General features: G+C 66.6%; 10 protein-coding genes and 3 rRNA genes. 12 read left to right on the top strand and 1 reads right to left on the bottom strand.

Annotated elements, in window-relative coordinates:
* Positions 1-55 precede the first annotated feature (55 nt).
* The 8 genes from ilvD to proC all read left to right on the top strand — a co-directional run bounded on the left by ilvD (position 56) and on the right by proC (position 8,349).
* Positions 56-1,909, top strand: a complete 1,854-nt coding sequence (gene ilvD / locus ACQEU8_RS15570) for a dihydroxy-acid dehydratase (protein WP_433100936.1) — start codon at positions 56-58, stop codon at positions 1,907-1,909.
* Between the two features lie 151 nt (positions 1,910-2,060).
* On the top strand, positions 2,061-2,573 hold the full coding sequence (locus ACQEU8_RS15565) for a hypothetical protein (RefSeq protein WP_433100934.1): 513 nt from the start codon (positions 2,061-2,063) through the stop codon (positions 2,571-2,573).
* A 160-nt stretch (positions 2,574-2,733) separates the two neighbouring features.
* The gene (locus ACQEU8_RS15560; protein ID WP_433100932.1) at positions 2,734-3,123 is read left to right on the top strand and encodes an ArsR/SmtB family transcription factor; all 390 of its coding nucleotides are present in this window, start codon (positions 2,734-2,736) and stop codon (positions 3,121-3,123) included.
* Positions 3,120-3,410, top strand: a complete 291-nt coding sequence (locus ACQEU8_RS15555) for a hypothetical protein (protein ID WP_433100930.1) — start codon at positions 3,120-3,122, stop codon at positions 3,408-3,410. Before ACQEU8_RS15560 ends, ACQEU8_RS15555 begins: the two co-directional genes overlap by 4 nt.
* A 122-nt stretch (positions 3,411-3,532) precedes the next feature.
* Complete coding sequence (locus tag ACQEU8_RS15550) at positions 3,533-5,686, top strand: MMPL family transporter (RefSeq protein ID WP_433100928.1); 2,154 nt, start codon at positions 3,533-3,535, stop codon at positions 5,684-5,686.
* A gap of 140 nt (positions 5,687-5,826) precedes the next feature.
* On the top strand, positions 5,827-6,660 hold the full coding sequence (locus tag ACQEU8_RS15545; protein ID WP_433100926.1) for an ABC transporter ATP-binding protein: 834 nt from the start codon (positions 5,827-5,829) through the stop codon (positions 6,658-6,660).
* Positions 6,661-6,670: 10 nt separating this feature from the next.
* Positions 6,671-7,408, top strand: a complete 738-nt coding sequence (locus ACQEU8_RS15540) for an ABC transporter permease (protein WP_433100924.1) — start codon at positions 6,671-6,673, stop codon at positions 7,406-7,408.
* A 137-nt stretch (positions 7,409-7,545) separates the two neighbouring features.
* Complete coding sequence (gene proC / locus ACQEU8_RS15535) at positions 7,546-8,349, top strand: pyrroline-5-carboxylate reductase (RefSeq protein WP_433100922.1); 804 nt, start codon at positions 7,546-7,548, stop codon at positions 8,347-8,349.
* Between the two features lie 98 nt (positions 8,350-8,447).
* Here proC and ACQEU8_RS15530 read toward each other — a convergent pair whose 3' ends face one another.
* Entirely contained in the window at positions 8,448-9,059 is a 612-nt protein-coding gene (locus ACQEU8_RS15530) for a DedA family protein (RefSeq protein ID WP_433100920.1), read from the bottom strand.
* Between the two features lie 110 nt (positions 9,060-9,169).
* Here ACQEU8_RS15530 and ACQEU8_RS15525 point away from each other — a divergent pair, with 110 nt between their 5' ends.
* The 4 genes from ACQEU8_RS15525 to rrf all read left to right on the top strand — a co-directional run bounded on the left by ACQEU8_RS15525 (position 9,170) and on the right by rrf (position 16,512).
* Positions 9,170-10,807 (top strand): sensor histidine kinase, encoded by a 1,638-nt coding sequence (locus ACQEU8_RS15525; protein WP_433100918.1) that lies wholly within the window; start codon positions 9,170-9,172, stop codon positions 10,805-10,807.
* Between the two features lie 530 nt (positions 10,808-11,337).
* Positions 11,338-12,868 (top strand): 16S ribosomal RNA (locus ACQEU8_RS15520).
* Between the two features lie 310 nt (positions 12,869-13,178).
* Positions 13,179-16,306, top strand: a 23S ribosomal RNA gene (locus ACQEU8_RS15515).
* Positions 16,307-16,395: 89 nt separating this feature from the next.
* Positions 16,396-16,512, top strand: a 5S ribosomal RNA gene (gene rrf, locus ACQEU8_RS15510).
* The 16S, 23S and 5S rRNA genes sit together here, the layout of an rRNA operon.
* Positions 16,513-16,582: the final 70 nt, after the last annotated feature.

Raw genomic sequence — 16,582 nt, 5'->3', positions numbered from 1 at the left:
GCGGCCGCCGGGCCCCACCGCCATGGCGGCCGCCCGCACCAAGGGAGAGGCAGCCATGCCCGAGCTGAGGTCCCGCACCGTCACCCACGGACGCAACATGGCAGGGGCGCGTGCCCTTATGCAGGCGTCCGGCGTAGCGCGTGAGGACTTCGGTAAGCCGGTCATCGCGGTCGCCAACAGCTTCACCGAGTTCGTGCCGGGCCACACCCACCTCCAGCCGGTGGGCCGGATCGTCAGCGAGGCGGTCAAGGCGGCGGGCGGTATCCCGCGCGAGTTCAACACGATCGCGGTGGACGACGGCATCGCCATGGGCCACGGCGGCATGCTCTACTCGCTGCCCTCCCGGGATCTGATCGCCGACTCGGTCGAGTACATGACCGAGGCGCACTGCGCGGACGCGCTGATCTGCATCTCCAACTGCGACAAGATCACGCCCGGGATGCTGATGGCCGCGCTGCGGCTCAACATCCCCACCGTCTTCGTCTCCGGCGGCCCCATGGAGGCCGGCCGCGCGACGCTGGTGAACGGCACCGTGCGCAAGCTGGACCTGGTCGACGCGATGTCCGAGGCCGCCAACGACAAGGTCTCCGACGAGGACATCCTCCGTATCGAGCAGAACGCCTGTCCGACCTGCGGCTCCTGTTCCGGCATGTTCACCGCGAACTCCATGAACTGCCTCACCGAGGCCCTCGGCCTGGCCCTGCCAGGGAACGGCTCGACGCTGGCCACCCACACGGCCCGCAAGGAGCTGTACGAGACGGCGGGCCGTACGGTCGTCGAGATCACCAAGCGCTACTACGACCAGGACGACGCCACGGTCCTGCCGCGCAACGTCGGCTCCCGCGCCGCCTTCGAGAACGCCATGGCCCTGGACATCGCCATGGGCGGCTCCACCAACACGATCCTGCACCTGCTGGCCGCGGCCCAGGAGGCCGAGCTGGACTTCACGATGCACGACATCGACCAGCTCTCCCGCAAGCTGCCCTGCCTGGCCAAGGTCGCCCCGAACGTGGCGCCCGGCGGCACGTACTACATGGAGGACGTGCACCGCGCCGGCGGCATCCCCGCCATCCTGGGCGAGCTGTACCGCGCCGGGCTGCTCAACGAGGACGTGCACTCCGTGCACGCCGACTCGCTGGACGAGTGGCTCAAGACCTGGGACATCCGCGGCGGCTCACCCTCACCGCAGGCCGTGGAGCTCTTCCACGCCGCGCCCGGCTGCGTCCGCTCCGCCGAGGCGTTCTCGCAGTCCGAGCGGTGGGAGACGCTGGACGTCGACGCGGCCGGCGGCTGCATCCGTGACGTCGAGCACGCCTACTCGGCCGAGGGCGGGCTGGCGGTGCTGTACGGCAATCTCGCCGAGAACGGCTGCGTGGTGAAGACCGCCGGCGTCGACGAGTCCATCCTGACCTTCACCGGGCCCGCCGTGGTGTGCGAGTCCCAGGAGGACGCCGTCCAGAAGATCCTCGACAAGACGGTCAAGGAGGGCGACGTCGTCGTCATCCGCTACGAGGGCCCCAAGGGCGGCCCCGGTATGCAGGAGATGCTCTACCCCACCTCGTTCCTCAAGGGCCGCGGCCTGGGCAAGACCTGCGCACTGATCACCGACGGCCGGTTCTCCGGCGGTACGTCGGGGCTGTCCATCGGCCACATCTCGCCCGAGGCGGCAGGCGGCGGCGTGATCGCGCTGGTGGAGGACGGCGACACCGTCGTCATCGACATCCCCAACCGGCAGCTGCGGCTCGACGTGCCCGACGAGACACTCGCGGCCCGCCGCGAGGCGCTGGCCGGCCGCTACGCGCCCGCATCCCGCGAACGCAAGGTCTCCACCGCGCTGCGCGCCTACGCGGCAATGGCCACCAGCGCCGACCGGGGGGCTGTGCGGGACGTGACGTTGCTGGAGGGCTGAAAACCCCGCTTCCCCGCGCCCCGAAGGGGCGCGGGGAAGTTGACATGTGCGGCTCCGCCGCGTGGGCGCGACAAGCCACAACGAACCGCAAGCCCGCAACCGGCAGCCAGGGGCAGACGCTACTCGGACACCGCACGGCCATAATCGAACCGTGCCACAGCAACCCAAGACCCCCGAGACGGACGCCCCCAACACCCCGACCCCAGAACCCCTCCCCTTCTACGGCACCACCTGGGTCGACCACTCCAACGGCTACGCACTACGCCGCATCGCCCTCGGCGGAGGCGCCGTACTGGCGGCCATCGCGGGGGCCTTCGTACTGCGGTTCGCCTACCAGGGCGTCGTACTGGCCGACATCGGCCGCTGGGCAAGCGTCCTGCTCGTCGCCGCATTCGCAGTCTGCAGCGCGCTGGCCTTCTCCCGCACCCTCACCCACTACGGCCGCCGCCCCGACGAGCGCGAGGCGGCGGCCGAGTCGTCGATGCGCAGCATCCGCGTGATCGGCTTCATCGGTGTGCTGCTCGCCTACGCGCTGCGCACCTGCGTCGAGGCACCCGGCGAGAAGCTGCACCGCGCCGAGTACGAGGCCGCGCTGGCCCGCCACGAGCGGCAGCGCACCGCCCGCACCGGCAACCCGGCGCGCAGGCGGAAGAACAAGCGCTGATCCCGCGCGTCTCCACACCCCCTCAGGGAGGGCCCCTCGGGGCCCTCCCGCAGTCGTCTCAGGGGGAACCCTGAACTGTCCCCGACTAGGGGGTTCTTGGCTCGACACCGCACTCCGTCACATGTCAGATTCTTCTTACACCCAAGAGAGAGGGGTCGCGGTGAGCGCGATCGAGACCCCGACCGGAGACGAGCTGCTGAAGGTTCTGACAGCACTCGGCAACCCGCACCGGATGCGGATCGTCGAGGCGCTGGCCCAGGGCCGCAACTACGTCAGCAGACTCGCCCGCGAGATCGGCATGAGCCGCCCCCTGCTGCATATGCACCTCCAGCGACTGGAGGCGGCCGGCATCGTCGTCGGGTCGCTGGAGCTGTCGGACAGCGGCAAGGCGATGAAGTTCTTCGAGGTGGCGCCGTTCGCCTACGCACTGACCCCGCAGGTTGTGGCGGAGGCGGCACGCACCCTCACCGACCAGGTCGAGAAGGCTCAGGACGAGCCGGAAGCGGCCCGGACCGAGACGGCCCAGGACGAGAAAGAGAGAACGCAGTGAACGAGCAGCTGACGACTACGGCAGCAGCCGACCCTGCCGGTGTGTGGGCGGCGGCGCTCGGCACCGGGGGGATCTTCGTCCTGCTGATCGTCATCGTCTGGCAGATCGCCGTCACCTGGCGGTCCCGCATGCTGGCCGCCCGCGAGCAGCAGTACAAGGCACTGACCGAGAAGTACGCACAGCTCCTGGAGGACAACGTCGAACTGCACCGCCGCACTCTGGACGAGCTGACGCAGGCCAGGCAGTCGGTCGCCTCGATGGAGAAGATGATGCGCGAGATCGACTAGACACCGCAGGTACGACACCCACCGCGCTCGTACGGCCGGGAGCGGCAACTCCCGGCCGTACACGTGAGCGTGAGCATTTTGCGAACCCCTCGCGTCCCACACCCACACCATGGAGGTTACCCATGCCTGCGCCCAGCGTGCTGCGCCGCCTGGCCACGGCCCCCGGCGGCAAGCGCACCAAGTGGCTGGTACTCGCCGCCTGGCTGATCATCGTCGTCGCCCTCGGACCGCTGGCCGGAAAGCTCGGCGAGGTCGAGGACAGCGGGCCCAACGCCTTCCTGCCCGGCAACGCCGAGTCGGCAAAGGTCAATACGCAGCTGGAGAAGTTCCGCGGCGAGGACGAGATCATCCCCGCCGTCGCCGTCTACTCCCGCGCCGACTCCGCCCTCACCAAGGCCGACGCCGCCAAGGCACGCGCCGACCGCGCGGACTTCGCGCCGCTCGTCGCCAAGGGCGAGCAGATCAGCGGCCCGGTGCCGGCCGAGGACGGCAGGGCGCTGATGCTCGTGGTGCCACTGTCCACCAGCGGTGACCACACGACCGACGACCTGGAGAAGATCCGTTCGGTCGCGGCCGCCAACGCGCCACCCGGACTCGACGTCGAGGTCGGCGGCCCGGCAGGCTCGCTGGTCGACACCGTCAAGGTCTTCGACAATCTCGACTCCACGCTGATGCTGGCCACCGGCGCCGTCGTCACGCTGCTGCTCCTGATCACCTACCGCAGCCCGCTGCTGTGGCTCTTCCCCGTACTGGCGGTCGGCTTCGCCGCGGTCCTCACCCAGGTCACCACCTACGCGCTGGCCAAGTACGCCTCGCTGCCCGTCGATCCGCAGAGCGCGGGCATCCTCATGGTGCTTGTATTCGGGGTCGGCACCGACTACGCCCTGCTGCTGATCGCCCGCTACCGCGAGGAGTTGCACCGCCACGAGGACCGGCACGAGGCGATGCGGCTCGCGCTGCGCCGCTCCGGACCGGCCATCGTCGCCTCGGCCGGCACCATCGCCATCGGGCTGGCCTGCCTGGCCTTCGCGGACATCAACTCCTCGCGCTCGCTCGGGCTGGTCGGTGCCGTCGGAGTGGTCTGCGCCCTGCTGGCGATGATCACCGTGCTGCCCGCGCTGCTGGTGCTGGCGGGACGCTGGGTCTTCTGGCCGTTCGTCCCCAGCTACGCGGAGACATCAGCGGCTGCCGCCGCGGGAGAACCCCGCCAGGCTCGCACCGTCTGGTCCCGGATCGGCGGTCTGCTGGCCCGCCGTCCGCGCTGGTCCTGGCTGATGTCCATCGGCGTCACGGCGGTGCTGGCGCTCAGCGCGACCGGCATCACCATGGGGCTGACCAACGCGGAGATGTTCCAGGACAAGCCGGAGTCCGTGATCGCCCAGGAGAAGCTCTCCGCGCACTTCCCCTCCGGCTCCTCCGACCCGGCCACCGTCGTCGTCAGGACCGACGCGCGCGCCGGGGTGGAGCGGGCGGTGGCGGCGGTCGACGGAGTGGAGTCCGTACGGGCCGACGACCGTACCGCCGACGGCTCCCTGACCTCGCTGTCCGTCACACTGAAGGACGCGCCGGACAGTGCGGCGGCCAAGCACACCATCGACGAACTGCGTACGGCTGTGCACAAGGTCGACGGCGCCGACGCGCTGGTGGGCGGTACGACAGCGGAGGCGCTGGACACCCGGCGTGCCGCGGAGAGCGATCTGAAGGTCGTCATCCCGATCGTGCTCGCTGTCGTCCTGCTGGTCCTGGTGGCGCTCCTGCGCTCGCTGATCGCGCCACTGCTGCTGCTGGCGACGGTGGTGCTGTCCTACTTCGGCGCGCTGGGAGCCTCGCACCTGGTCTTCGAGCACGTGCTGGACTTCGCCGGGATGGACAATTCCCTGCCGCTGATGGGATTCGTCTTCCTGGTCGCGCTGGGCATCGACTACAACATCTTCCTGATGACCCGGGTCCGCGAAGAGGTCGCCCTGCGGGGCCACAGCAAGGGCGTGCTGGCCGGGCTCAGCTCCACAGGCGGCGTGATCACCTCGGCGGGCATCGTGCTGGCCGCCACCTTCGCGGTGATCGCCTCGATGCCGCTGGTGTCCATGGCGCAGCTCGGCGTGCTGGTCGGCATCGGCGTCCTGCTGGACACCTTCCTGGTCCGCACCGTCCTGGTGCCCTCGCTGGCCCTGGACATCGGCGCCCGCATCTGGTGGCCAAGCCGGCTGGGCCGAAAGACACGGCCGCACGACGCCCCGGCCGCAGCGACGGAGGAGCGGGTGCTGGAGAGGGTCTAGCCCCACCCTCTTCCTGCCGCAACAGCGAGAACGCCTATCCGGCGGTGCCGGACCAACCTCAGCCCGAATCGGTTGGTCCGGCACCGCCATTGTCGTGCGCCGCTTGACGCCGTCACATGGCGCCCCTCATAATTCATCACATGATGAATAAGCCTCCACCCAACCTCGGCGAAGCCCTCGCGGCCAGCGAACCCGCGGCGAGCGAACCCGCCGTACACGCCCGCGACCTCACCGTGGTCCGCGGCACCCGCCGGGTCCTCGACGGACTCTCGTTCGACATCGCACCCGGCACCGTCACCGGCCTCCTCGGCCCCTCCGGCAGCGGCAAATCCACCCTCATCAGGGCGATCGTCGGCACCCAGGCCAAGGTCACCGGCACCCTCGACGTGCTCGGCAGGCCCGCGGGGTCGGCCCCGCTGCGCTCCCGCGTCGGCTATGTCACCCAGTCCCCGTCCGTCTACGACGACCTGACGGCACGACAGAACCTCGACTACTACGCCGCGGTCCTCGGCATCCCACGCGCCGACCGCGCCGCCGCCGTCAACCAGGCCCTCACCGACGTCGACCTCACGTCGCACGCCGACGACCTGGCGGGCAACCTCTCCGGCGGCCAGTCCTCCCGCGTCTCTCTCGCCGTCGCCCTGCTGGGCACCCCCGAACTGCTCGTACTCGACGAGCCCACCGTCGGGCTCGACCCGGTGCTCCGCCGCGATCTGTGGAACCTCTTCCACCGCCTCGCCGCACGCGGCGCCACCCTGCTGATCTCCTCGCACGTGATGGACGAGGCCGACCGCTGCGAACACCTGCTCCTCGTACGGGACGGCACCCTCCTCGCCGCCGACACCCCGCAGGCGCTCCGCGAGACCACCGGCAGCGACACCGTCGAGGACGCCTTCCTCCAGCTCGTCGAGTCCGCCCGCGACGGCAACCCGCACGCACAGCCCCGACCCGCAGCCCACTCGCAGCACTCATAACGAGGTCCTCATGAACGCCGCCCGTACGCTCGCCACCGCACGCCGCGTCCTGCGCCAACTCGCCCACGACCCAAGGACGATCGCGCTGCTGCTCCTCGTCCCGGTCCTGCTGCTCGTCCTGCTCTACTACGTGTTCGACGCGGACCGCCGTGCCTTCGACAGCATCGGCGCCTCGCTGCTGGGCATCTTCCCGCTGGTCACGATGTTCCTGGTCACCTCCATCGCCACCCTGCGCGAACGCACCTCGGGGACGCTGGAGCGACTGCTGTCCATGCCCCTGGGCAAGGCCGACCTGATCCTCGGCTACGCCCTGGCGTTCGGCGCGCTCGCCGTCGTCCAGGCCTCGCTCGCCACCGGTGTCGCCCTCTGGTTCCTGGACCTCAACATCGTCGGCTCACCCTGGCTGCTGCTGCTCATCGCGCTGCTCGACGCTCTGCTGGGCACCGCGCTCGGGCTGTTCGTCTCCGCGTTCGCCGCCTCCGAGTTCCAGGTGGTCCAGTTCATGCCCGCGATTGTCTTCCCGCAGATCCTGCTGTGCGGCCTGTTCGCCCCCCGCGACAGCATGCAGCCGGCCCTGGAGGCGATCTCCAATGTGCTGCCCATGTCCTACGCCGTCGACGGCATGACGGAGGTCCTCAGGAACTCCGACGCCACCGGGGACTTCGTCCGCGACGCCGCCATCGTCGCCGGCAGCGCGCTCCTCGTCCTGTCCCTCGGCGCGGCCACCCTCCGCCGCCGTACGGCCTGACGAGCCGTACGGCCTGACGCGCTTCGACCTGGTGCGAGGATGGAGATCCCGCCCGTCACGGCAGCCGTCCCCGGGGGCAGCTGCCGGACGGAGTCCGGGGGAGGTCCACTCCTACGAGGCACGAGGTGAAGCACCCCATGAGCACCCAGAAAGTCGCGGTCCTCGGCACCGGCAAGATCGGGGAGGCGCTGCTCTCCGGCATGCTCCGGGGCGGCTGGTCGCCCTCCCGCCTCCTGGTCACGGCGCGCCGCCCGGAACGCGCCGCCGAACTGCGCGAGCGCTACGGCGTCGAGGCCGTCGGCAACGCGGAGGCCGCCAAGACCGCCGACACCCTCATCCTCACCCCCAAGCCGCAAGACATGGCGGCGCTGCTGGACGAACTCGTCCCGCACGTCCCCGCGGACCGCCTGGTGATCAGCGGCGCGGCCGGCATCACCACCCGCTACCTCGAACAGCGCCTCGCCGACGGCACCCCGGTCATCCGCGTCATGACCAACACCCCGGCCCTGGTCGACGAGGCGATGTCCGTCGTCTCCCCCGGCACCCACGCCACCGAGGACCATCTGAAACTCACCGACGAGATCTTCGGCGGCGTCGGCAAGACCCTCCGCCTCCCCGAGGGCCAGCAGGACGCCGCCACCGCCCTCTCCGGCTCGGGCCCCGCCTACTTCTTCTTCCTGGTCGAAGCCATGACCGACGCCGGAATCCAGCTCGGCCTCCCGCGCGACAAGGCACACGAGCTGATCGTCCAGGCCGCCGTCGGCGCCGCCACCATGCTCCGCGACAGCGGCGAACACCCCGTCACCCTCCGCGAGAACGTCACCTCGCCCGGCGGTACGACGATCAACGCCATCCGCGAACTGGAGAACCACCGCGTCCGCGCCGCCTTCATCGACGCCATCGAGGCAGCCCGCGACCGCAGCCGCGAACTCGGCGGCTGACGCAAGCGGAAGCCGGGGCCGCGCCAGCCGCGTCGGTCTGCGTCGGCTGGCGCAGGGGGCCGCGCCGGCCACCCGGCCCCCCTGCGTCCTGCCCCGGCCTACGCCCCGCCCCCGGTGCGGGCCCGCAACCCCCGCACCCCCTCGTGCAGCAGCGTGATCGTGAACGCGAGGGCCAGCCCCAGCGCCACCCCGTACAGCGGCGTCTCCTCGAACGCGGCCCCGCCCACATACCCCAGACAGGCCGAATACACCGCCCAGCTCACCACCGCCACGGCGTCGAACCGCGTGAACGACCGGCGCGGAAACCCCGTGGCCCCGGTGGTGAGCGTGGCGGCAGTCCGACCGCCCGGTATGTAGCGAGCCGCCACCAGCACCAGACCGCCCCGCTCGGCCAGCATCCGCCCCACCCGCTCATACACCCGCCGCGCCCGGCCACCCTCCCGCAGCCGCGCCCGGATCCGCGCCCCCGAGCGCCGCCCGATCGCATACGAGATGTGATCCCCCGCGAACGCCCCGAGCGCCGCCACCAGAATCACCCACCCCAGCGCCGGGTCCCCTTGCGCCGCCGCGAACACCCCCAGCGTGATCACCAATGTCTCGCTCGGCACCACGGGGAAGAAGCCGTCCAGCATCGCGATCCCGAACAGCGCCGCATACACCCACGGCGTGCTGACGAACCCCTCGACCGCGTGCACTATCGCGTCATTCATGCTCCGGAACGTACGGAGCGGGACAGCAGCCGAGCAGCGCACCATCGTCACCGGCCACCCTCCACTTTCGACAGATGTTCGGGGCAAAGCCGCCGCGTACCGTGACCGACGTGAACTCCCCCGCACCCGCCCCCCGCCTCCGGGACCGGCTCCGCGAGGGCCTGCGCCGCCGCCGGGTCCGCCAGGCCCTGGCCGATCTGGCCCTGTGGCTGTTCATGGCCTACCCCCTCCCCACCCTCACCGAAGTCCCGCTCTGGCTCCGCGTGGTGGCAGCACCCCTGCTCGCCGTCGCCGCACCGCTGAGTCGCCGGGCCCCGCTGGCAGCCGCGACCATCCCCGCCGTACTCGGTCTCGCCGTCACCCCCGAGCTGTTCACCAGCACCTTCAGCCCGGCCCTGGTCGCCCTCAGCTTCCTCCTCGGCCGCCGCACGCAGGACATACGCCCGTCGCTCACCGCCGCCGCACTCCTCTGCGCGGCGGGACTGGTGCTCGCCCTCACCCTGCCCGGCGCCGATCTGTGGGACTGGTTCACCCTGGTCACGACGGTGCTCTTCGCCGCCGTCCTCCCCTGGCTGCTGGGCCGCTTCCGCCGCCAGCAGTACGAACTCCACCGAGCGGGCTGGGAGCTGGCCGCCCGCATGGAGCGCGAACAGCAGCTGGTGGCCGAGCGCACCCGGCAGCGCGAACGCTCCCGCATCGCGGGTGACATGCACGACTCCCTCGGCCACGACCTCAGCCTCATCGCCGTCCGCGCCGCCGCACTCCAGGTCTCCCCAGGTGTGGACGACGCCGCCCGCGCTTCCGCCGCCGAACTCCGTCAGGCCGCCGCCGACGCCACCGAACGCCTCCGCCAGATCATCGGCCTCCTCCGCCAGGACGCGACGGAGACCTCACAGAGCCCCGCCACCGAAACCGTCCCCGACCTGGTGGCCCGCACCGCCGCCTCCGGCGTCCGCATCTCACTGCACCAGCACGGAACGGACGGCGCCGAGGACGCGGCGACGGACGGCCTGCCCCCACTCGTCGACCGCGCCGCCCACCGCGTCGTCCAAGAAGCCGTCACCAACGCGACGAAACACGCCCCCGGCTCCACCATCACCGTCGAGCTACGGCGGAACAGCACCGCACTGGAGGTGACGGTGCGGAACGGAGCAGGCAACAGCGCCACACCATCCGACCCGGCAGTCGGCAACGGCACTGGCCTGATCAGCCTGGACGAACGCGTCCGCCAGGCCGGCGGCACCTTCCGGACCCACCCCACCGACGACGGCTTCGAGGTACGTGCCCACCTCCCCCTCACGCCCTTCGCCGCCGACCCGCACCCGCGCACCGCCCCGGAGACGGTCACCGGCCGGTCCCGCTCCAGCCAGGAACTGGCCCAGGCCCGGCAACGCGCACGCCGCGGCATGGTGAACGCCCTCTGGATCCCCGCCGCCGCCACCGCAGTACTGGCCATGCTGATGTACGGCTTCCAGCTCTACACCTCCCACCAGTCCGTCCTCCCCCAGCGCACCTACGGCGACCTCCGCACCGGCGACACCGAGACCTCCGTGACCCCACGCCTCCCGTCGTACGAGTTCGACGACGAATCCCGCCCCTACGGCGCCCCACCGGACCCCTCCGACACGGACGAGTGCCGCTTCTACCGCACCGCCACCTTCGCCAACTCCCCGCTCTACCGCCTCTGCTTCACGGACGGCCGTCTCTCCCACAAGGACCGCGTCCCCAACGACAGGGACAGCGGTTGACGGAGACGAGGCCCGGAGTTGACACGCCCGCCATCCATCCGTAAGGTTCCTCGGGTTGTCAGCGTCCCGTCGCGGCCACTGGCGACCCCTCCCGCCATTCCGGCGGAATCCACTACTCAGCACCATCTCCCTTCGCAGGGGTCTGTTCGGCATGCCGAATTGCTTTTGCGGGTCGGCTCAATTTGGAGCCGGGCGGGGAAAGGCTCTAAAGTAGCGGCCAGCCGGAAGGCGCCCCGCCGACAGGGGAAATCAGATTCGGAAGACGGCACGGAAACGGGCCGGAAAACGGATCTGATAGAGTCGGAAACACCGAAAGGGCAAACGTCCGGAGGAAACCCGCGAGGGAATCCAAAGGAAGCGTCCGTTCCTTGAGAACTCAACAGCGTGCCAAAAGTCAACGCCAGATATGTTGATACCCCGACTCGCCGAAGGCGAGTTGAGGTTCCTTTGAAGAAAATTACAGCGAGGACGCTGTGGACAGTGCCCGACTATTCCTCTGGCTACTGTTCCGCTCTTCCGCGAATGAAGCATTCACGGAGAGTTTGATCCTGGCTCAGGACGAACGCTGGCGGCGTGCTTAACACATGCAAGTCGAACGATGAACCGGCTTCGGTCGGGGATTAGTGGCGAACGGGTGAGTAACACGTGGGCAATCTGCCCTGCACTCTGGGACAAGCCCTGGAAACGGGGTCTAATACCGGATACGACACGGGATCGCATGATCTCCGTGTGGAAAGCTCCGGCGGTGCAGGATGAGCCCGCGGCCTATCAGCTTGTTGGTGGGGTGATGGCCTACCAAGGCGACGACGGGTAGCCGGCCTGAGAGGGCGACCGGCCACACTGGGACTGAGACACGGCCCAGACTCCTACGGGAGGCAGCAGTGGGGAATATTGCACAATGGGCGAAAGCCTGATGCAGCGACGCCGCGTGAGGGATGACGGCCTTCGGGTTGTAAACCTCTTTCAGCAGGGAAGAAGCGCGAGTGACGGTACCTGCAGAAGAAGCACCGGCTAACTACGTGCCAGCAGCCGCGGTAATACGTAGGGTGCGAGCGTTGTCCGGAATTATTGGGCGTAAAGAGCTCGTAGGCGGCTTGTCGCGTCGGATGTGAAAGCCCGGGGCTTAACCCCGGGTCTGCATTCGATACGGGCAGGCTGGAGTTCGGCAGGGGAGATCGGAATTCCTGGTGTAGCGGTGAAATGCGCAGATATCAGGAGGAACACCGGTGGCGAAGGCGGATCTCTGGGCCGATACTGACGCTGAGGAGCGAAAGCGTGGGGAGCGAACAGGATTAGATACCCTGGTAGTCCACGCCGTAAACGTTGGGCACTAGGTGTGGGCCACATTCCACGTGGTCCGTGCCGCAGCTAACGCATTAAGTGCCCCGCCTGGGGAGTACGGCCGCAAGGCTAAAACTCAAAGGAATTGACGGGGGCCCGCACAAGCGGCGGAGCATGTGGCTTAATTCGACGCAACGCGAAGAACCTTACCAAGGCTTGACATACACCGGAAACCTCTGGAGACAGGGGCCCCCTTGTGGTCGGTGTACAGGTGGTGCATGGCTGTCGTCAGCTCGTGTCGTGAGATGTTGGGTTAAGTCCCGCAACGAGCGCAACCCTTGTCCTGTGTTGCCAGCAACTCCTTCGGGAGGTTGGGGACTCACGGGAGACTGCCGGGGTCAACTCGGAGGAAGGTGGGGACGACGTCAAGTCATCATGCCCCTTATGTCTTGGGCTGCACACGTGCTACAATGGCCGGTACAATGAGCTGCGATGCCGTGAGGTGGAGCGAATCTCAAAAAGCCGGTCTCAGTTCGGATTGGGGTCTGCAACTCGACCCCATGAAGTCGGAGTCGCTAGTAATCGCAGATCAGCATTGCTGCGGTGAATACGTTCCCGGGCCTTGTACACACCGCCCGTCACGTCACGAAAGTCGGTAACACCCGAAGCCGGTGGCCCAACCCCCTTGTGGGGAGGGAATCGTCGAAGGTGGGACTGGCGATTGGGACGAAGTCGTAACAAGGTAGCCGTACCGGAAGGTGCGGCTGGATCACCTCCTTTCTAAGGAGCATCTTTGGCCGCTTCGGCGGTCCAGAGGCCCACTACGCGAGCGAACGACTCGCGGTGGGTTGCTCATGGGTGGAACGTTGACTATTCGGCACTCTCGGTTGGTCTTGGGCTAGTACTGCTCTTCGGAGCGTGGAACGCGTAAGGCGGACTGGGGGTGTCGGGCGCGCTGTTGGGTGTCTGAGGGCACGGCCGTTGAAGGTTGTGGCTCTTGGTTGCCGGTCCCAGTGAACTCGCTCTTCGGGGTGGGGTGGTGGGTGGCTGGTTGTTGTTTGAGAACTGCACAGTGGACGCGAGCATCTGTGGCCAAGTTTTTAAGGGCGCACGGTGGATGCCTTGGCACCAGGAACCGATGAAGGACGTGGGAGGCCGCGATAGGCCCCGGGGAGCTGTCAACCGAGCTGTGATCCGGGGGTGTCCGAATGGGGGAACCCGGCAGTCGTCATGGGCTGTCACCTGCCGCTGAATGTATAGGCGGTGTGGAGGGAACGCGGGGAAGTGAAACATCTCAGTACCCGTAGGAAGAGAAAACAACCGTGATTCCGGGAGTAGTGGTGAGCGAAACCGGAGGAGGCTAAACCGTATGTGTGTGAGACCCGGCAGGGGTTGCGCATGCGGGGTTGTGGGATTCCACTTCAGTGGTCTGCCGGCTGCTGGACGAGTAAGAAATTGTCGATGTAGGCGAAGGGCATGCGAAAGGCCCGGCGTAGAGGGTAAGACCCCCGTAGCTGAAATGTTGGCAACTCGTTTGTGGGACTCCCAAGTAGCATGGGGCCCGAGAAATCCTGTGTGAATCTGGCGGGACCACCCGTCAAGCCTAAATATTCCCTGGTGACCGATAGCGGATAGTACCGTGAGGGAATGGTGAAAAGTACCGCGGGAGCGGAGTGAAAGAGTACCTGAAACCGTGTGCCTACAAGCCGTGGGAGCGTCGCGTTGCATGCTTGCGTGCAACGTCGTGACTGCGTGCCTTTTGAAGAATGAGCCTGCGAGTTTGCGGCATGTTGCGAGGTTAACCCGTGTGGGGGAGCCGTAGCGAAAGCGAGTCCGAAGAGGGCGACCCAGTAGCGTGTTCAAGACCCGAAGCGGAGTGATCTAGCCATGGGCAGGGTGAAGCGCGGGTAAGACCGTGTGGAGGCCCGAACCCACCAGGGTTGAAAACCTGGGGGATGACCTGTGGTTAGGGGTGAAAGGCCAATCAAACTCCGTGATAGCTGGTTCTCCCCGAAATGCATTTAGGTGCAGCGTCGTGTGTTTCTTGCCGGAGGTAGAGCACTGGATAGGCGATGGGCCCTACCGGGTTACTGACCTTAGCCAAACTCCGAATGCCGGTAAGTGAGAGCGCGGCAGTGAGACTGTGGGGGATAAGCTCCATGGTCGAGAGGGAAACAGCCCAGAGCATCGACTAAGGCCCCTAAGCGTGTGCTAAGTGGGAAAGGATGTGGAGTCGCAGGGACAACCAGGAGGTTGGCTTAGAAGCAGCCATCCTTGAAAGAGTGCGTAATAGCTCACTGGTCAAGTGATTCCGCGCCGATAATGTAGCGGGGCTCAAGTACACCGCCGAAGTCGTGTCACTGCAACGTGAAGGGCTAACGCCTGTTGTGGTGGGTAGGGGAGCGTCGTGTGCCGGGTGAAGCAGCCGTGGAAGCGAGTTGTGGATGGTTCACGAGTGAGAATGCAGGCATGAGTAGCGATACATGCGTGAGAAACGTGTGCGCCGATTGACTAAGGGTTCCTGGGTCAAGCTGATCTGCCCAGGGTAAGTCGGGACCTAAGGCGAGGCCGACAGGCGTAGTCGATGGAGAACCGGTTGATATTCCGGTACCCGCTATGCAGCGTCAAACATTGAATCAGGTGATGCTAAGTCCGTGAAGCCGCTCTGGATCCTTCGGGTGAAAGGGTTTTGGTGGAGCCGACGGCCCGAGCTTGTAGTAGGTGAGTGATGGGGTGACGCAGTGAGGTAGTCCAGCCCGGGCGATGGTTGTCCCGGGGTAAGGGTGTAGCCCGTCGGGTAGGGAAATCCGCCTGGCATGAGGGGTGAGACCTGATGCCGAGCCGTTTGTGGTGAAGTGGGTGATCCTGTGCTGTCGAGAAAAGCCTCTAGCGAGTTGTGTGGCGGCCCGTACCCTAAACCGACTCAGGTGGTCTGGTAGAGAATACCGAGGCGTTCGGGTGAACTATGGTTAAGGAACTCGGCAAAATGCCCCCGTAACTTCGGGAGAAGGGGGGCCATTTCTGGTGATCCAACGTGCTTGGTGAGCTGGGGGTGGCCGCAGAGACCAGCGAGAAGCGACTGTTTACTAAAAACACAGGTCCGTGCGAAGCCGTAAGGCGATGTATACGGACTGACGCCTGCCCGGTGCTGGAACGTTAAGGGGACCGGTTAGTCAGGGTTTCGATCCTGGTGAAGCTGAGAACTTAAGCGCCAGTAAACGGCGGTGGTAACTATAACCATCCTAAGGTAGCGAAATTCCTTGTCGGGTAAGTTCCGACCTGCACGAATGGCGTAACGACTTCTTGACTGTCTCAACCATAGGCCCGGTGAAATTGCAGTACGAGTAAAGATGCTCGTTTCGCGCAGCAGGACGGAAAGACCCCGGGACCTTTACTACAGCTTGATATTGGTGTTCGGTTCGGCTTGTGTAGGATAGGTGGGAGACTGTGAAGCGGCCACGCCAGTGGTTGTGGAGTCGTTGTTGAAATACCACTCTGGTCGTGCTGGATGTCTAACCTGGGTCCGTGATCCGGATCGGGGACAGTGTCTGGTGGGTAGTTTAACTGGGGCGGTTGCCTCCTAAAGGGTAACGGAGGCGCCCAAAGGTTCCCTCAGCCTGGTTGGTCATCAGGTGGTGAGTGTAAGTGCACAAGGGAGCTTGACTGTGAGACTGACGGGTCGAGCAGGGACGAAAGTCGGGACTAGTGATCCGGCGGTGGCTTGTGGAAGCGCCGTCGCTCAACGGATAAAAGGTACCCCGGGGATAACAGGCTGATCTTCCCCAAGAGTCCATATCGACGGGATGGTTTGGCACCTCGATGTCGGCTCGTCGCATCCTGGGGCTGGAGTCGGTCCCAAGGGTTGGGCTGTTCGCCCATTAAAGCGGTACGCGAGCTGGGTTTAGAACGTCGTGAGACAGTTCGGTCCCTATCCGCTGCGCGCGTAGGAGTCTTGAGAAGGGCTGTCCCTAGTACGAGAGGACCGGGACGGACGGACCTCTGGTGTGCCAGTTGTTCTGCCAAGGGCATGGCTGGTTGGCTACGTTCGGGAAGGATAACCGCTGAAAGCATCTAAGCGGGAAGCCTGCTTCGAGATGAGGACTCCCACCCCCTTGGAGGGGTTAAGGCTCCCTGGAGATGACGGGGTTGATAGGCCGGATCTGGAAGCCCAGTAATGGGTGGAGGTGACCGGTACTAATAGGCCGAGGGCTTGTCCGTAGATGCTCGCGTCCACTGTGTTGGTTCTGAGACAACAACCCCAGACACATTTGAATCAAGTGTGTTGCTGGTTGTGTGTTTCGCCGTGTTTCGGTGGTCATAGCGTGAGGGAAACGCCCGGTTACATTCCGAACCCGGAAGCTAAGCCTTTCAGCGCCGATGGTACTGCATGCGGGAGTGTGTGGGAGAGTAGGACACCGCCGAACTCATTGTGAGAATAGCCCCGTTGGCTCACGCCAACGGGGCTTTTTCCATGTTCAGGGGCGGCCCGATACG

The sequence above is a fragment of the Streptomyces sp. CA-250714 genome, assembly GCF_050936705.1.
Lineage (GTDB): Bacteria > Actinomycetota > Actinomycetes > Streptomycetales > Streptomycetaceae > Streptomyces.
The sequence above is the reverse complement of the archived record's forward strand: the minus strand, read 5'-3'. Positions and strand labels throughout refer to the sequence as shown.